Raw genomic sequence first — 17,234 nt, 5'->3', positions numbered from 1 at the left:
TTAGCCGTAACGCCCTGTGATGTAATCTTCCGTTTGTGTTTTCATCGGCGAGGTAAATATCGTGTCTGCATCCGAATATTCAATCAACTTACCCATATGAATAAATGCAGTGTGATCACTTACGCGCGCCGCTTGCTGCATGTTGTGGGTAACGATAACCACAGTATATTGAGTTTTGAGGTCATTGATAAGCTCCTCAATAGTCAAAGTGGAGATTGGATCCAGAGCTGATGTGGGTTCATCAAGCAAAAGCACTTCCGGTTCAATCGCCACCGCACGAGCGATGACCAGACGCTGTTGCTGACCACCTGATAACCCAAATGCATTCTCATGCAAGCGGTCTTTAACCTCATCCCATAACGCCGCTGATCGCAGTGAACGTTCAACCGCATCATCTAAGGCCCGGCTGTTTTTCACACCCTGTAAACGCAAACCATACACCACGTTTTCATAAATCGATTTGGGGAATGGGTTCGGGCGTTGAAATACCATACCTACTCGGCGTCTGAGTGTCGCTACATCGACATTAGGATGGTAAACATTCTTGCCATGTAGACACACTTCACCGGTGACCCTACAGCCTTCCACCAAATCATTCATACGATTAATGCAGCGCAGCAAAGTCGACTTACCGCACCCCGAAGGCCCGATAAACGCGGTGACCCGACCTTTCGGGATTCGCATCGAAATATCGTGCAGTGCCTGAGTTTGTCCGTAGAAAAGATTAAGGTTCTCAATTGAGATTGCCGTTTGTTCATCCGTCAGATTATGTACATCCAGTGGCGGCACATAACCCAATGTATTATCAAAATTAAACATACTTAATCTTGTCCTAAGGTTCTGTATTTTTCGCGTAAATTATTACGGATACTGATTGCTGTTAAGTTTAGCCCGACAATCACAGTAATGAGTAGGAACGAGGTCGCGTACACCAATGGACGCGCAGCTTCAATATTGGAAGTCTGGAACCCGACATCATAAATATGAAAGCCTAAGTGCATAAACTTCCTGTCCAAATGCACATAAGGGAATTGTCCATCGACAGGTAAACTTGAGGCCATCTTTACTACACCCACCAGCATAAGCGGTGCAACTTCCCCGGCGGCGCGTGCAATCGCAAGTATTAATCCAGTAATAATGGCTGGAGTCGCCATCGGTAAAACCACACGCCACAGCGTTTCAAATTGAGTTGCCCCAAGCGCCAACGAACCGTGACGGACGGAGCTCGGAATACGAGTTAAACCTTCTTCTGTTGTCACTATTACAACTGGTAGCGTCAACACGGCAAGGGTCAATGCGGACCATAGCAATCCCGGAGTACCAAAAGTCGGTGCGGGTAGCTTCTCGCTGTAAAACACGTTATCTATCGACGCACCGATGGTGTAAACAAAAAAGCCTAAACCAAAAACACCGTACACAATCGAAGGAACACCTGCCAGGTTAATCACCGCAATTCTGATCAATCGGGTTAATGCGTTGTTCTTGGCGTATTCGTGAAGATAAATCGCGGCAACGACACCCAGTGGCATCACGATGATCGACATAATGATCACAAGAAATACCGTGCCAAAAATCGCAGGAAACACACCGCCTTCCGAATTTGATTCACGGGGATCTTCAGAAAGAAACTTCCAGACCTGCTTACCCCAATGCACCACTTTACCCGGTAGTGACATTTGGTTTGGATACCAGTAATCCAAAATGTCTTCGAGTGGAATCGACACCTGAGTACCAGTCATATCTTCGACAATCAAAGCATAACCTGACAACTGCAAACGAAGGCCATCCAGCTGCAAGTTCACCTTCGCCAGTTCTTGCTCTATGTGCTCCCTGCGCTTCTGATTATCCGCTAAAAATGCATCGGTAATGGTGTTGTTTAGCTCGTGTTTACGCTTATCTAATCTTAGCTGTTCTAACTTCCAGCCAAGATCCTGCAGTTGGCTATCCACCAGCACCTTGATTTCGTGACGCAATATTTGGGCGTTATCTAACTTCTTATCTAATATGCTCCGAACATCGCCATAGTAGCGCTTATCCCCATCCTGGAAGGCGAGCATTTTGCCAAAAAAGTACCCACCACTGCTGCGCTCTATGACCGCTAACTCTTCGGGTGTAGTAGGCTCATCCAACTGCATTTGTAATACAGAGATAAAATCCGCCGGATAAAGTTCACGGTTAGCGATTTTGATACTTAAGCGAGTTGCAAAATCCTCATCGTCAGCCAGTTTCTCTGCTGCACTTTCCGGTAAATAGCTTTTCGGTACAAAGCTTCGCTCGTAAACCTGACCAATCAGCTTGCTATTTTCCTGCAGTATTTCGCCCTGTACTGGTGTCAATGCCGTCACATTCCATTGATACAATGGCGCTGGCCAGAAAAACGTTAAACCTTTCCAACCAATCAGCAATAATAAGCCGAGCACGGAAAGCAGACTGATACTTACTGCTCCCCCCGTTAGCCATATCCAAGGTGCGCCGGAACGAATCCAATTTAACACGCGACTACCCGATCTTTGTTCAAACTATGATTACAACGCACGGTATTTATCTCTCAGTCTTTGGCGGACAAATTCTGCAAGCGCATTCACCGCAAAAGTGAACATAAACAAAATTAATGCAGCAAGAAACAATAATCGGAAATGCGTACTGCCCACTTCTGATTCTGGTAGCTCGACTGCAATAGTTGCCGACAGAGTTCGCATACCTTCTAATATATTCCAGTCCATGATAGGCGTATTCCCCGTCGCCATTAACACGATCATGGTTTCACCCACAGCGCGCCCCAAGCCCATCATTATGGCTGAAAATATGCCCGGACTTGCCGTCAGGAGAACCACATAAATCAGCGTCTGCCATGGCGTCGCACCAAGAGCTAAAGAGCCATCTGACAGGTGCTTCGGAACCGAGAAAATGGCGTCTTCCGCAATAGTAAAAATGGTTGGAATAACGGCAAAGCCCATCGCGAGCCCCACGACTAGCGCGTTACGTTGGTCAAAACCAATGCCATGTTCAGTAAGGAACAATCGAATATCACCCGTGAAAAAGGCCTGCTCAATTGTTGGTGAAATCCAGATCCCCACGCCGATGAGCAACAATAACACTGGCATCAGTACGAGTGCATGCCAACCATTTGGTAATCTGTTGCGTAATGAACGTGGAAGCAAAGCCCATAAGCCACCTATCAACATCGTGCTTAACGGAAAAACAAATAACATCACTACTACGGTGGTCAAATGATCCTCAACGATAGGTGCAAACCAAAGCCCGGCAAGGAAACCGATGATCACCGTTGGCAGTGCTTCCATCAGTTCGATCGACGGCTTGACGACTCTTCTCATCCGAGGCGACATAAAATACGCCGTATAAATCGCCCCCAGTACCGCAAGTGGTACCGAGAATAGCATGGCGAACATCGCAGCTTTAATGGTGCCAAACGCGATGGGTACTAAGCTAAATTTAGCTTCAAAATCATCACTTGCTGAAGTGGATTGCCAGACAAACTCTGGTTCTGGATAGCCTTCATACCAGACTTCTTGCCACAAAGAGGACAGAGAAACTTCCGGGTGTGGGTTATCAACTACAGCGACACTGAGATTGCCCTCTTGCCAGGTAATTAAATAGCGCTCGTTACTCGACATCGCTGCAATAGCAGGTGCCTGCTTATAGGCGCGCTTAAACAGGGCTAGCTTTTCACTGGTGGTGTAGTGGCTTTGCACCGTCCCGTTAGTGTAGAAACTGTAGAATCCTTTGCGATGAGAATCAGGTAATAGGTATTTAAGCTCGGAAGCCAACTTAAAATCTCGGATATGGGTCAGCGTTCGTTTTTCTCGTTGTAGCGTATCGAACCATTGAGACACACTGCCGTCATTATGTGTAACCAGCAGAGAATAAGCTCCCGATAGCAAATCCATGGTTCGCACCGAATGATGACTATTACCTTGTGTCAGGTCAACCACCTCACGTACTACAAACGAAAACGTCTCTTTCTGTAAAACGATTAGCTCTGGACCATCACGTAGATAGAGGGTCTCCCCATCGGGTGTCAGCAACATCTGTTCCGGAGAATGAAACCCTGCAGAAAACGTAAAATCGATTGTATCTGGTTCGCCGCCTGCAAGAGATGACACTTGCCAACGGGCTTTCACTCCACCGCTGCGCGTCTGCCAAACAATCGTTGGTGCTTTAGATGAGGCAGTGAAAGCAAACTGAACAACGGGATCAGACGCATCGGTCAACTGTAAGTTCATGTCGGTATTAAGAGTGATGATTTCCGGCGGCCGGGTATTTTCTCTTAAAGTGGCATTAAACTCAGGCGTAAAAATATGTGCCTTCCCCTGACCATCGACTACGGCGTACCAATCACGCCCGGGAGCCGCTTGGGAAAAAGACATGGGATCAGACACGATCTGCTGGGTATATAACGCAGATTTGTCCGGCTCATTCATGGACAAGAACTGTACTTGACCCGTTTTGGTCAGAACAAAAGCAAGTTGAGCGTAATCGTCAACGGATATCGCTAATGGCAGCCCCACTTCCGCACTTCTGGTTGAATGATTCGTCTCTATTTTCGCATCCGAAAACAGAGGAAAGATCACCATGGCTAAGTACACAAAAATCAAAATCAGTGCAGCGAGCACGCTGACACCACCAGAAGTCACTGCAAGCCTGACCAAACGATCTTTCATCAGCCGCTTCTTATCTTTTTCCTGCAATGAAAACTCGGCTTGTGCCATTTATCTCTCTACCTTTTTTTACTAAGTATCAGAATATGTCTTTAAGATGACAATTATATTACAGAACGCATTAACCACCTGAAAAGAAAACAACTCTGGCTCCGGCAGGCGTACTGAAATAAAACTGTAACAAAAATCTCATAATGTTCTCACTCAACTATATTTTCCTTGATGAATATGCAACTTTCACCTTTTGGCTAGGTAAGATAATGAGCACTGAAAAATTATATATAGAAAAAGAGCTTAGCTGGTTGTCCTTCAATGAACGCGTATTGCAAGAAGCTGCCGACAAAACTGTCCCTCTGATCGAGCGTATCCGATTCCTCGGGATATTTTCCAACAACCTGGATGAATTCTATAAAGTACGCTTTGCAGACGTAAAGCGCAGGATTCTGATCAACCAGGAGCGAGGCGGTAGTGACAGCTCCAAGCGCTTATTGTCACGGATGCAAGCTAAAGCCCACAAGCTTAACGAACAGTTCGACGAGCTATACAGTGAGTTAATACGAGAAATGGCTCGCCGTCGCATTTTCTTGGTGAATGAGCAGCAATTGGATGAGGCACAACAAAGGTGGATCACCAAGTACTTCCGTAATGAAGTCATGCCACATATCACGCCGTTGATGATGAAGGACGAAATTGACGTTCTTCAGTTCCTCAAAGACGAATACGCTTACCTTGCTGTTGAGCTGCGTAAAGATGAACATTCTAAGTATGCGTTGATCGAAATTCCAACCGATCATCTGCCTCGCTTTGTGATGGTACCAGAACAAAAAGGCAAACGTCGCAAGACCATCATTTTGCTCGATAACATTATTCGCTACTGTCTAGATGAGCTGTTTAAAGGCTTCTTTGACTATGATGAGCTAGCTGGCTATGCGATGAAAATGACTCGGGATTCTGAATACGATTTACGCAACGAAATCGAATACAGTTTGCTGGAGCAGATGTCCGAAGGGGTGAGTCAGCGCCTGACAGCAATGCCGGTTCGCTTTGTCTATGAACGAGAAATGCCAAAAGCGATGCTCGACATTCTCTGCAACAAGCTGAAGATTTCCAGCTACGACAACCTTATTCCGGGTGGACGTTACCAAAACTTCAAGGACTTCATCTCCTTCCCGAACGTGGGACGAGACTACCTAGAAAACAAGCCGATGCCATCGCTGAAATGTGCTGACTTTGAAGGTTACGCAAACAGCTTTGATGCCATCAAAGCCAAAGATATTCTGCTTTACTACCCTTATCATACTTTTGATCACATCAGTGAACTGGTTCGTCAGGCTTCCTTTGACCCCAAAGTACTTGGTATAAAAATCAATATTTATCGTGTTGCGAAAGACTCACGTTTAATGAACTCTCTAATCGATGCTGTTCACAATGGTAAAAACGTCACGGTAGTGGTCGAACTACAAGCTCGCTTTGATGAAGAAGCCAACATTGAATGGTCCAAAGTACTGACAGAAGCCGGTGTACACGTCATTTTTGGTGCACCAGGTTTGAAAATTCACTCTAAATTACTGCTCATCAGTCGACTAGAAGGCGAAGAGATTGTCCGTTATGCTCATATCGGTACCGGTAATTTCCATGAGAAGACGGCTCGAATTTACACCGACTTTGCCCTGCTTACCGCCGATCAGGAGCTCACCAATGAAGTACGGAATGTCTTCGGCTACATTGAGAACCCATACCGTCCAGTGAAGTTCAATCACCTGATGGTGTCGCCGCGTAATTCACGTTCGCAAATTTACCGTCTCATTGATGGCGAAATTGCTAACGCGAAAGCAGGTAAAAAAGCCAGTATGACTATCAAGGTGAACAACCTCGTCGATAAAGGGATTGTGACCCGACTTTACGCGGCAAGTACTGCCGGTGTGAAAGTAAATATGATCATTCGTGGCATGTGTTCTCTGGTTCCGGGTATTGTTGGCGTCAGCGAAAATATCCGTATTATTAGCATCGTAGACCGCTTCTTAGAGCACCCAAGGGTTATCATTACTCACAATGATGGCGACCCTCAGGTGTTTATCTCCTCTGCGGACTGGATGACTCGTAACATCGATCATCGCATCGAGGTCGCGACACCAATTCGTGATCCTCGTTTGAAACAGAGAATTATCGATATAACTAACATCCACTTTACCGATACAGTAAAGGCACGATTGATAGATAAAGAGATGAGCAACAGTTACGTTCCGCGAGGTAACCGGAAAAAAGTTCGCTCACAAATTGCTATCTACGACTATCTTAAAAATATAGAAAAGCAAACCAGAAGACAAAAACCAGATGTCTCAGATACTTGAACAAGATGAACGCTACATAGCAGCGATCGACCTCGGCTCCAACAGTTTCCACATGGTCGTGGCGATGGTTGTTGGTAGCGATCTACAGCTAATTAGCCGTCACAAACAAAGAGTTCGCATGGCTTCTGGCCTCGACAGTGAAATGAATATCAGCCATGCAGCCATGGAGCGTGCTCTTGAATGCCTGGCTATGTTTGCCGAACGTCTGCAAGGGTTCGACGAATCCAACGTCCGCATTGCAGCTACGCACACACTAAGGCGAGCTAAAAATGCGCACCTGTTTATTAACCGCGCCAGAGAGGTGATGCCGTTCCCGATCGAAATCATCCCGGGAGAGGAAGAGGCTCGTCTGATCTATTTAGGTGTCGCACATACACAGGTTGAGTCAAACTCAAAGCTCGTTATTGATATCGGCGGTGGTAGTACCGAGATGATTATTGGCCAGGAGTTCGAACCAGAACTCCTGAACAGTAAGCAGATGGGTTGTGTAAGTTTCACCGAGCAGTTCTTCAAAAATGGCAAGCTCTCCAGCAAAAACTTCGCTAAAGCGATGCTGGCAGCGGAACAGAAACTAGAGTCCATCGCCAGCAAATATCGCAAAAAGGGCTGGGACATTGCTCTTGGCTCATCGGGCACGATTAAAGCTATTCAAGAAGTGCTCATTGGGCTCGGTTTTGAAGATGGTCTGATTACCGAAAAAAGACTCAGTAAGCTAATCGAGGCCTTGTGTGAGTTTGACTCTATAGACGACATCCAGCTCACTGGATTAACGGATGAGCGCAAGCCCGTTTTTGCAGCAGGTGTTGCGATTCTGAGTGCTATTTTCCAGGCACTGAAAATTGAACAGATGTTTTTCTCCGACGGCGCTCTGAGAGAAGGTTTGTTGTATGAAATGGAAGAGCGTTTTGCCCGCTCCGATATACGTATGCGCACTACGGAAAATCTGGCGCAGAAACATCGTGTAGACCTTGAACACGCTGCACGTGTTAAAGGCCATGCCAGAGATATGTTAGAACAAGTTCATTCCGAGTTAGGTATTAAGAAGAAAAGCGATCTTTTCGACTTATTAGAATGGGCGGCACTCCTGCATGAAGTTGGACTGAGTATTAACTTACGCAGTTTTCATCGCCATTCGTTCTACATTCTTCTGCACTCAACACTGCAAGGTTTCAACCGCGAGCAACAGTTAGTTCTGGCTACGCTGGCGCGTTTTCAGCGTAAGGCTCTGAAGCTCAATGAATTACCAGAATTTAACCTGTACAAACAGAACGATATAGTGAGTCTTATTAAAATCTTACGACTCTCGATTGTCCTAAATGGGCAACGCAACGACGATCCTTTGCCTGAGCTTACACTCACCATCAAAGATGAAGAGTGGTCGCTCACGTGTACAGATGAAACTTGGCTGGAAAACAACAAGTTGTTGAATGCGGATTTACAGGAAGAGCAGTCACGTTGGGAAAGTGCGAAGTGGACACTCACTTTTTAACAAAGTGTGCGTCTCAAAAAGTAGTACCAAAAACTCAAAAAGTCGGCTCATAAGCCGACTTTTTTTAGCTCTTTAGCTGCGAAGTCAGCCGTAATAGGAACATAACCATCTTTTTCAACTAAAGCTTGTCCCTGAGCAGAAAAAATAAACCGAATAAACTCTGCCTCTATCGGTGTGAGCGGATAATCGGGATGCTTGTTCACATACACATAAAGATAACGCGATAGCGGGTACTTACCTGAACGAATATTGTCTTGCGTTGGGCTGATGTAGTTCGCGCCAGATTTTGCAATAGGAATCAGCCGAACCCCCGCCACCCGATATCCAACCCCTGAATAACCGACACCACTTATCGTCGACGCCACAGACTGAACCACTGAGGCGGAGCCCGGCTGCTCATTTACGCGAGTCTTGAAGTCACCACCACATAGAGCATTCTTCTTGAAATAGCCATATGTTCCTGACACCGAGTTACGACCAAATAGCTGAACGTTTCGCTTGGCCCATTCAGACTTTACGCCCAGCTGTTGCCAGTTAGTAATGAACTGACTTTCACCACAGCGCAGCGTAGCTGAAAACATCGCGTCTAGCTGGTTAAAGTTGAGCCCCGGAATTGGGTTATCCTGATGAACAAAGACACCAATAGCGTCGATCGCAACACGTAATGCCGTCGGCTTGTACCCATGCTCACTTTCAAACGCTTCAATCTCTCTGAGACGCATCGAACGGCTCATAGGTCCAAACTGTGCCGTTTGCTCAGTTAACGCAGGAGGCGCAGTTGATGATCCTGAGGCCTGCACCTGAGCATTAATGTTCGGATAAATGGTTTGAAACTCTTCAACCCATAAAGTCGTCATGCCAGCTAATGTATCTGAGCCAACGGAGAGCAGATTACCGACGATACCCGTTGTTTTGTGGTAATCAGGCAGCGGCTTATCCATTGCCGAAGCTGCACCTGTACACGCTAAAGCAATTAAAGCTACTGGGCCTAAAAACTTACTCACTCGAGATACCATTACTTCGCCACCAAACGGTTAGGAAGTACAAAAGAAAACTTACTCCCTACTCCAACTTCACTTTGAATTTCTAAATGAGAATCATGGTGGCTAAGCGCGTGTTTAACGATCGCTAAACCTAGGCCACTTCCCCCAGTATCTCTGGAACGCGCTTTATCGACGCGGTAGAAGCGTTCTGTCAAACGATGTAAGTGTTGAGGCTCAATACCATCACCACTGTCTTCTACCTCAAGGCACGCACCTTGAGCAGTCTGGTACCAACGCACATTAATATTGGCACCTGGCGGGGTATATTTCACCGCGTTATACACTAAGTTAGATATTGCACTACGCAGCTGATCGTCATCACCAAATACGCGCAAACTTTTATCGACTTCGAACTTGAGCTTGTGCTCGTCATCGCCACTCAAACTGATCGCTTCTTTTTCCAATACCTCAAGCATTGCCGGAACGTTCACGACATCTTCCAGTTCATGCATCGGAGCTGCTTCAATCTTAGATAGCGTCAATAGCTGATTCACTAAGCTGTTCATACGATTAAGTTGCTCGGTCATAACACCATGCGCCTTAGACCACATAGGACCTACGATCATATCCGGATCTTCTGTCATCTCCAGATAGCCTTGCAGAACCGTCATTGGGGTACGTAACTCATGAGAAACGTTAGCGAAGAAATTGCGACGCATGCCTTCAAGTTGTTTTAACTGGCTTACATCACGTACAACCATCAGGTGCTCGCCCTCGGTATAAGGTACGATACGCAGTTCCAGCATTCGCTCAACATTGAGTGGAGAATGCATTTCTAACGGCTCTGAAAAGTCTTGTTTGTTGAGATACTTAATAAAGTCTGGCGTACGAATGAGATTTGAGATTGGCTGACCCGAATCTTCTGGCCAGTGGAAGCCTAAAAGATGCTGAGCTAACTTGTTACACCAGACAATATTGCCTTCAGCGCGGAATACCACCACCGCATCGGGCAACGATTCCGCACCATTTCTAAAGCGTCGGATTAAATTGGTCAGCTCTTTGCGCTTACGACGTTGACGTTGTTGCAAGCGGTACAAACCATTAAACAGTGACTCCCAATTACCACTTCCTGAAGGTGGAGTTAGTCGCTTTTCGTCCCATAACCAAGACGACAATCTCACTTGATTATGTAAATGCCACACAAGCTGCAATGCCGTCGCTGCTAATAGCAACCACGGCATATAACCGAATATCCAACCTACGATCACCCAAGGGGTGTAAAAAAAAGCCAGCTCCCAGGCCAGCTTTTTCCACGTTAATCTTTCAACCACTCATTACTCCAGAAATGGTAACGATAAACTGCGTGTGAATTTATGCCTTAGTTGAAAAGCGGTAACCAGCGCCACGCACGGTTTGAATCAGCTTATCGTGACCGGCGGCCTCTAATGCCTTACGCAGACGACGGATATGAACGTCAACCGTACGATCTTCAACATACACGTTGGTGCCCCATACATTGTTTAACAGCTGTTCGCGACTGTAAACACGCTCCTGATGAGTCATGAAGAAGTGCAGCATCTTGAACTCAGTTGGTCCCATATCGACTGCTTCATCATTTGCTGTAACGCGGTGAGAGACGGGATCAAGCTTCAAACCTTGGACGTCAATGACATCTTCAAGCGCAGTTGGTGTCACGCGGCGAATGACCGCTTTCAAACGAGCAACCAGCTCTTTAGGTGAGAAAGGTTTGGTGATGTAGTCATCCGCGCCGACTTCTAAGCCACGAACTTTATCTTCTTCTTCTCCACGAGCTGTAAGCATCACAACGGGGATATTGCGCGTTAACTCTTCACGTTTCATGTGCTTAATGAAGTTGATACCACTACCGCCAGGTAACATCCAATCCAGTAAAACTAAATCAGGGAAGGGTTCAGCCAGTTTGGTTACAGCAGTGTCGTAATCTTCCGCTTCCACCGCTTGATAACCTTTCTGTTCAAGTACGAAGCAGAGCATTTCACGAATCGGAGCTTCGTCTTCAACAACCAGAATCCTTCTAGACATACTTGAATAACCTTATGTTTGTTGAACTAATAAATTTAAGGACAAAGCGCCCCTCTATGCATAAGCATTATCACTACCAATTATGACACTTTTGTGACCTTTGCAAACAAATTTTCATATAACTTTCTTTTGAGATTCATCCTGATATTTTTCATTTCTATTAGGACATCAGCAATAAAATTCCCTATGATTAGTCCCTTGTCATCAAGCCTAGAGAAGATTTATGTGGTTTAAAAACTGTCTAGTATACCGCGTTAACCGAGAGGTTAACTTCAACGCAGAACAACTAGAAACTCAACTCGCCGAGTTTCGATTCACCCCTTGTGGCAGCCAGGATAAGCAGAAATTTGGCTGGGTCAGTGCAATGGGCAGACATGGCGACATGATGACTCACGTATCAGAAAACCGCATTCTGATTTGCGCCAAGAAAGAAGAAAAAATGCTTCCTGCGTCAGTAATTAAAGACTCTTTGAATACCAAAGTAGAAGCGATGGAAGCACAGGAAGGCCGTCCGCTTAAGAAAAAAGAAAAAGACAACCTAAAAGATGACATCGTAATGGATTTGCTGCCTCGCGCATTCAGCCGCAGCAGCCATACCTATGTTTTAATTATGCCTAAAGAAGGTTTTATCCTTGTGGATGCGAGCAGCTACAAGAAAGCAGAAGATGTTCTCGCACTGCTGCGTAAAACCATGGGGAGTTTGCCGGTCGTTCCAGCTATTCCAGAAGTTGCAATTGAAACAACGTTGACTGAATGGGTGAAAACTGGTGACACGCCACAAGGCATTACGATGATGGATGAAGCAGAACTGAAATCCGTTCTGGAAGAAGGTGGGGTGATTCGTTGTAAGAAGCAAGAATTGACCACTGACGAAATCCGCAATCATATCGCTGCAGACAAAGTTGTAACTAAACTTGCACTTAACTGGCAAGATCGAATCGAGTTCATCATGGCAGAGGATTCAGGCATTAAACGTTTGAAGTTCTCAGATGAACTGAAAGACCAAAATGACGATATCCCACGTGAAGATCAAGCCGCGCGATTCGATGCCGACTTTTCACTTATGTGCGGTGAATTTAGTGCGTTCCTACCAAGCCTATATGACGCATTAGGCGGGCTACCAAACCCAAACGCCTAAAATAACCCTACTTTCCGCTAGCTACGCCCCTACTTTTTATGGGGCGTTTGTTCACCAAAAGCACAATTCCCCTAGTCACAGTTCACATTTTGACGTAAAATTTGCGCCCCATTTCCATAAGGTGGAATTGGCCTGACTTGTGATCAGATATAAGAGAATTGAGCAATGACAACTGAGAAAGCATTCGTACCCGAGCTACTGTCTCCTGCGGGCAGCCTTAAAAACATGCGTTACGCATTCGCCTACGGCGCTGATGCGGTATACGCTGGCCAGCCTCGCTACAGCCTTCGTGTACGTAACAACGAGTTTAACCACGAGAACCTACAAATCGGTATCGATGAAGCGCATGCCTTAGGCAAAAAGCTTTACGTGGTATGTAACATTCAGCCACACAACTCGAAGCTAAAAACCTTTATTCGCGATCTTAAACCCGTCGTAGAAATGGGTCCTGACGCGCTTATCATGTCTGATCCTGGTCTAATCATGATGGTTCGTGAAGCTTTCCCAGAAATGCCAATTCACCTTTCTGTACAAGCTAATGCGGTAAACTGGGCAACTGTTAAGTTCTGGGCTGTAAACGGCGTTGAACGTGTTATTGTGTCTCGCGAGCTTTCTCTGGAAGAAATCGAAGAAATTCGGGAGCACTGTCCTGAAACTGAACTAGAAGTATTCGTTCACGGCGCGCTATGTATGGCTTACTCAGGTCGCTGCCTACTGTCTGGCTACATCAACAAACGTGATCCGAACCAAGGCACATGTACGAACGCATGTCGTTGGGAATACAAAGTTGAACAAGGCAAAGAAAACGACACAGGCGATATCGTTGAGAAATTTGACCCATCAGAGGCTCAACCAGTCGAAGTTCAAGACGAACGTCCTGAAACCACAATTGGTCGTGGCAAACCAACTGATGAAGTTGTTCTACTGTCTGAAGCTCACCGTCCAGAAGAAAAAATGGCAGCTTACGAAGACGAGCACGGCACTTACATCATGAACTCAAAAGACCTGCGTGCGGTACAACACGTAGAGCGTTTGACTAAGATGGGTGTTCACTCACTAAAAATCGAAGGCCGCACTAAGTCGTTCTACTACTGTGCTCGTACTGCTCAGGTTTATCGTAAAGCGATTGACGATGCAGTAGCAGGCAAACCATTTGATGAAAACCTAATGGGCACGCTGGAAAGCCTGGCTCACCGTGGTTACACAGAAGGTTTCCTACGCCGTCATACCCATGACGCATACCAAAACTACGACTACGGTTACTCAGTGTCTGACGCACAGCAGTTTGTCGGAGAATTCACTGGCAAACGCCGCGGCGACATGGCTGAAGTAGAAGTGAAGAACAAGTTCCTTGTAGGTGATAGTCTTGAACTAATGACGCCAAAAGGAAACGTTGTTTTCACGCTTGAGGCGATGGAAAACCGTAAATCACAATCAATCGAAGACGCAAAAGGTAACGGCCACTTTGTATTTATTCCAGTTCCAGAAGACATGGATCTAGAATTTGGTCTGTTAATGCGCAACCTAAATTCTGGTCAGGATACCCGTAACCCAACTGGTAAGTAATCATGGCGTTACTCATTACCGATAAATGCATTAACTGCGACATGTGTGATCCGGAGTGCCCAAATGGTGCGATCAGCATGGGGGAAAGTATTTTCGAAATCGACCCTAATTTATGTACAGAGTGTAAAGGCCATTATGATAAGCCGACCTGCCAATCAGTTTGTCCTATCACGAAATGCATTATCACTGACCCGAATCACGTTGAAACGGAAGCGCAATTGCTAGAGAAGTTTGTGATCATCCAAGGGTTAGCATAAATAATGAGGTTCAACTTTGCGGACAAAGTTGAACCTTTTTTTCATCCCGATTTTTCGATGGGATAGATGTTGCAAAATAACTCTTTCTCAAAATGATATTCGAGTCGATCCCGCCAGTTTTCAGCTTGAGAAACTGGTACTAAATAAAAGTTCTCCCGACTCGTATCAGTAACGAACGCCATCCCATATTGCATCAACTCGTAATGCACATCATTAACGAACCCCGGATCAAGACGTTGACGCCCTGTCAGATGATTCAGATCTTCTCGAGTTAAGAAGACCCCTTTGGTCTCACTGCTAAACCTGTGTCTTAACCACGCAGCAAACTCTTTTGCACAAATCATAGTCATGGTTTTATCCTTAATTAACTCTATTGATAGGTAACACCACTCAACCCAATTCAATACCTTTGTCTGCATTGCTATTTTGTTGTACCAAGCCACAAACATATTGAGCAGATATCAAAGTAGCGCGACAAAAGAACTTAAAAAACCGTTACTATCACCTAGAAATACGTAACCCTTTGTTTATTTAGATTCTTAAAGCATGTCACCCAAACTAATTAGGTTAATTTTTATATTGGTATTATTCACTGTAGACAAAACTATGCTGTTTCTCCAGTTTCATAACAGAGATTCGAAAGCCGAGATGAGAGCGATCACAACCAGTTAATTAGTAACAATAAGTGGCTGACATTTAGATGGAATGACGTACTCGCGTTTTGGCGTCTCAACTACTTTTCCTGAAGAAGGATTGGATGATACAACAGCCTTAGGCTTCCAACTCGCCAGCTCAGAACCACAACCATCTCCTGGTGGAGGCGGATTCTGGTCAACACAGTTAAGACTTGTGCTAGGACAAGCTAATCTGACATGAAAGTGATAGTGATGTCCCCACCATGGGCGGACTTTACGTAGCCATTTACGATCTTTACCATCCTCCTGTGAACACAGTTGCTCCTTAATGACAGGATGAACAAAAATACGAGCTACCCCTTCACTCTGCGCTGCATAACGAATAAGTTCAAAGTGTCGGTCATCCCATCGCTTGTCTAATATTGAGTAACCCTTTAGATCGACCACACTCATTGGTTTGGGAAGTTGCAATTCATTGTACGAAAGTGGCTGGTCAGCTAATCGCAGCCATATATCAATGTCTAAGCCAGTTTGATGACTAGAGTGACCTGACGAAAAGCGCCCACCACGAGGCAAAGACAAATCACCGATAAGCAAAGTGGTATCTAATTCTTGATTGGCCTTGAATGCGAGCTGTTTTATAAACGAGATAGTGCTAGGGTGACCATAAAAGCGATTCGATCTACTGCGCAGAACTTGATATCCCTTGCCTTCAAGAGGTAACGGAGAGGCGCCATCCAAACAGCCATTAGCATAACTGCCAATAGAGGAAGAAGAGTTGTGCGTGGGAGTCGAGATCTTCTCCCACGGTGTAGCAAAAATAGAAGCCGAGAATAAAAGACTAGAACAGAACAAAACACTCAGCTTCATAATCATCACTCCTTAATAGTGCTCACCATTATCATAGTAGGCCTGCGGGGAGAGTGCGGTAAATATTACTGCGACAGCGATATCTTCACCTACGATACCACGAACTTGCTGAGTGACGATTTTAGCGACTTTATCTTGCACTTCTTGTCCTCTGTCAAACCAAAGCACTTCCACAAACGGATAAGCAGCACTGACTTCTCCTTCACTAAAAAACGTGGTGTAGATGTACTCAAAAGTGAAGTCTTCACGAGGGCTATTCATCAAAGGTTGAAGTGCATCAGTGAGAGGTTTTGATAGTGTTTGAACCGCTTGAGGCTCAACAGCACGAAATCGAAAATGCGGCATAATTTATGTTCCAATTATTAGACTTAAGCCGTGATCATAGCAGGAAGTCTATTTCATATCACTCATCGTATATACAAACGCCAAAAAGCCCCAGACTTTTGAGGCTCTAGATATGTCAGGGGGAAAGATTCGATGGGACTTGCTTCCACAAACTCCCAACACGCGCTGATCTTTTGGTATTGGCGGAATCCGCTGCTCTGCCAATTGGAACGATTCTACAACCCGTAACCTACAAACGTAAAAAAAGCCCCAGTCTTTCGACTGAGGCTCTTAATAATGGCAGGGGTGGAGAGATTCGAACTCCCAACACGCGGATTTGGAATCCGCTGCTCTGCCAATTGGAGCTACACCCCTGAAGTTCGTGTTTAATGAGACGACTCTCGAATAAGTGGCGGAGTGGACGGGACTCGAACCCGCGACCCCCGGCGTGACAGGCCGGTATTCTAACCAACTGAACTACCACTCCGCAGTGGTATCATCCGCTTTAAAGCGAACGTCCAAAATTAAAGCCTGGCGATGTCCTACTCTCACATGGGGAAACCCCACACTACCATCGGCGCTATTTCGTTTCACTTCTGAGTTCGGAATGGAAGTCAGGTGGGTCCAAAATGCTATGGTCGCCAAGCAAATTCTTACTCTCTATTTCTAGAGAAAATTCGGAAAGCTGTTGTGTTCTCTACACATTCAATTCTGTTCTTGCTTTGAGTCCATCAAAACCCCTTGGGTGTTGTATGGTTAAGCCTCACGGGCAATTAGTACAGGTTAGCTCAATGCCTCACAGCACTTACACACCCTGCCTATCAACGTCGTAGTCTACGACAACCCTTTAGGATACTTTAAGTATCAGGGAGAACTCATCT

General features: G+C 45.6%; 13 protein-coding genes, 2 tRNA genes, 2 rRNA genes and 2 pseudogenes. 5 read left to right on the top strand and 14 right to left on the bottom strand.

The window, feature by feature from the left end; all coding sequences use genetic code 11:
* The 4 genes and pseudogenes from pstB to ACWYU8_RS19650 all read right to left on the bottom strand — a co-directional run bounded on the left by pstB (position 1) and on the right by ACWYU8_RS19650 (position 4,730).
* Positions 1-819, bottom strand: coding sequence for a phosphate ABC transporter ATP-binding protein PstB (pstB, locus tag ACWYU8_RS19665; RefSeq protein ID WP_457521445.1), 819 nt, complete (start codon positions 817-819; stop codon positions 1-3).
* Between the two features lie 2 nt (positions 820-821).
* A pseudogene (gene pstA / locus ACWYU8_RS19660) lies at positions 822-1,790 on the bottom strand (phosphate ABC transporter permease PstA); the annotation flags it as partial.
* Positions 1,791-2,050: 260 nt separating this feature from the next.
* Positions 2,051-2,495: pseudogene (locus ACWYU8_RS19655) on the bottom strand (phosphate ABC transporter permease PstA); the annotation flags it as partial.
* Between the two features lie 30 nt (positions 2,496-2,525).
* Positions 2,526-4,730 carry an ABC transporter permease subunit gene (locus ACWYU8_RS19650; protein WP_457521444.1) on the bottom strand — a complete coding sequence of 735 codons (2,205 nt, stop codon included), beginning with the start codon at positions 4,728-4,730 and terminating at the stop codon, positions 2,526-2,528.
* A 209-nt stretch (positions 4,731-4,939) separates the two neighbouring features.
* Here ACWYU8_RS19650 and ppk1 point away from each other — a divergent pair, with 209 nt between their 5' ends.
* Together ppk1 and ppx are read left to right on the top strand one after the other, a co-directional pair.
* Positions 4,940-7,030, top strand: a complete 2,091-nt coding sequence (gene ppk1, locus ACWYU8_RS19645; protein WP_457521443.1) for a polyphosphate kinase 1 — start codon at positions 4,940-4,942, stop codon at positions 7,028-7,030.
* On the top strand, positions 7,014-8,519 hold the full coding sequence (gene ppx / locus ACWYU8_RS19640) for an exopolyphosphatase (protein ID WP_457521442.1): 1,506 nt from the start codon (positions 7,014-7,016) through the stop codon (positions 8,517-8,519). Before ppk1 ends, ppx begins: the two co-directional genes overlap by 17 nt.
* Positions 8,520-8,566: 47 nt before the next feature.
* On the opposite strand, the gene ACWYU8_RS19635 is transcribed toward ppx, so the two are convergent.
* From ACWYU8_RS19635 to phoB, 3 genes are read right to left on the bottom strand one after another with little or no spacing between them, the layout of a single operon-like run.
* The gene (locus tag ACWYU8_RS19635; RefSeq protein WP_457521441.1) at positions 8,567-9,535 is read right to left on the bottom strand and encodes a PstS family phosphate ABC transporter substrate-binding protein; all 969 of its coding nucleotides are present in this window, start codon (positions 9,533-9,535) and stop codon (positions 8,567-8,569) included.
* Positions 9,535-10,833, bottom strand: coding sequence for a phosphate regulon sensor histidine kinase PhoR (phoR, locus tag ACWYU8_RS19630; RefSeq protein WP_457521440.1), 1,299 nt, complete (start codon positions 10,831-10,833; stop codon positions 9,535-9,537). Before phoR ends, ACWYU8_RS19635 begins: the two co-directional genes overlap by 1 nt.
* A 40-nt stretch (positions 10,834-10,873) precedes the next feature.
* The gene (gene phoB / locus ACWYU8_RS19625) at positions 10,874-11,563 is read right to left on the bottom strand and encodes a phosphate regulon transcriptional regulator PhoB (protein WP_005460184.1); all 690 of its coding nucleotides are present in this window, start codon (positions 11,561-11,563) and stop codon (positions 10,874-10,876) included.
* Positions 11,564-11,786: 223 nt separating this feature from the next.
* On the opposite strand from phoB, the gene rdgC reads away from it, so the two are divergent.
* From rdgC to ACWYU8_RS19610, 3 genes are all read left to right on the top strand, one after another.
* Complete coding sequence (rdgC, locus tag ACWYU8_RS19620; RefSeq protein ID WP_457521439.1) at positions 11,787-12,701, top strand: recombination-associated protein RdgC; 915 nt, start codon at positions 11,787-11,789, stop codon at positions 12,699-12,701.
* A 165-nt stretch (positions 12,702-12,866) separates the two neighbouring features.
* Complete coding sequence (gene trhP / locus ACWYU8_RS19615; protein WP_457521438.1) at positions 12,867-14,267, top strand: prephenate-dependent tRNA uridine(34) hydroxylase TrhP; 1,401 nt, start codon at positions 12,867-12,869, stop codon at positions 14,265-14,267.
* A gap of 2 nt (positions 14,268-14,269) precedes the next feature.
* The gene (locus ACWYU8_RS19610; RefSeq protein WP_457521437.1) at positions 14,270-14,524 is read left to right on the top strand and encodes a YfhL family 4Fe-4S dicluster ferredoxin; all 255 of its coding nucleotides are present in this window, start codon (positions 14,270-14,272) and stop codon (positions 14,522-14,524) included.
* A 41-nt stretch (positions 14,525-14,565) separates the two neighbouring features.
* On the opposite strand, the gene ACWYU8_RS19605 is transcribed toward ACWYU8_RS19610, so the two are convergent.
* The 7 genes from ACWYU8_RS19605 to ACWYU8_RS19575 form a co-directional block, all read right to left on the bottom strand.
* On the bottom strand, positions 14,566-14,874 hold the full coding sequence (locus tag ACWYU8_RS19605) for a hypothetical protein (protein WP_457521436.1): 309 nt from the start codon (positions 14,872-14,874) through the stop codon (positions 14,566-14,568).
* Positions 14,875-15,192: 318 nt separating this feature from the next.
* Positions 15,193-16,029 carry a penicillin-insensitive murein endopeptidase gene (gene mepA, locus ACWYU8_RS19600; protein ID WP_457521435.1) on the bottom strand — a complete coding sequence of 279 codons (837 nt, stop codon included), beginning with the start codon at positions 16,027-16,029 and terminating at the stop codon, positions 15,193-15,195.
* A 12-nt stretch (positions 16,030-16,041) separates the two neighbouring features.
* Positions 16,042-16,374 carry a DUF1904 domain-containing protein gene (locus ACWYU8_RS19595; protein WP_457521434.1) on the bottom strand — a complete coding sequence of 111 codons (333 nt, stop codon included), beginning with the start codon at positions 16,372-16,374 and terminating at the stop codon, positions 16,042-16,044.
* A 277-nt stretch (positions 16,375-16,651) separates the two neighbouring features.
* Positions 16,652-16,728 (bottom strand) — tRNA-Trp (locus tag ACWYU8_RS19590).
* Between the two features lie 35 nt (positions 16,729-16,763).
* Positions 16,764-16,840: transfer RNA gene (locus tag ACWYU8_RS19585), tRNA-Asp, on the bottom strand.
* A gap of 42 nt (positions 16,841-16,882) precedes the next feature.
* Positions 16,883-16,999 (bottom strand): 5S ribosomal RNA (gene rrf, locus ACWYU8_RS19580).
* A 106-nt stretch (positions 17,000-17,105) separates the two neighbouring features.
* Positions 17,106-17,234 (bottom strand): 23S ribosomal RNA (locus ACWYU8_RS19575); the annotation flags it as partial.

The organism is Vibrio limimangrovi (genome assembly GCF_054064025.1).
This window is presented reverse-complemented; position numbering and strand designations above follow the sequence as displayed.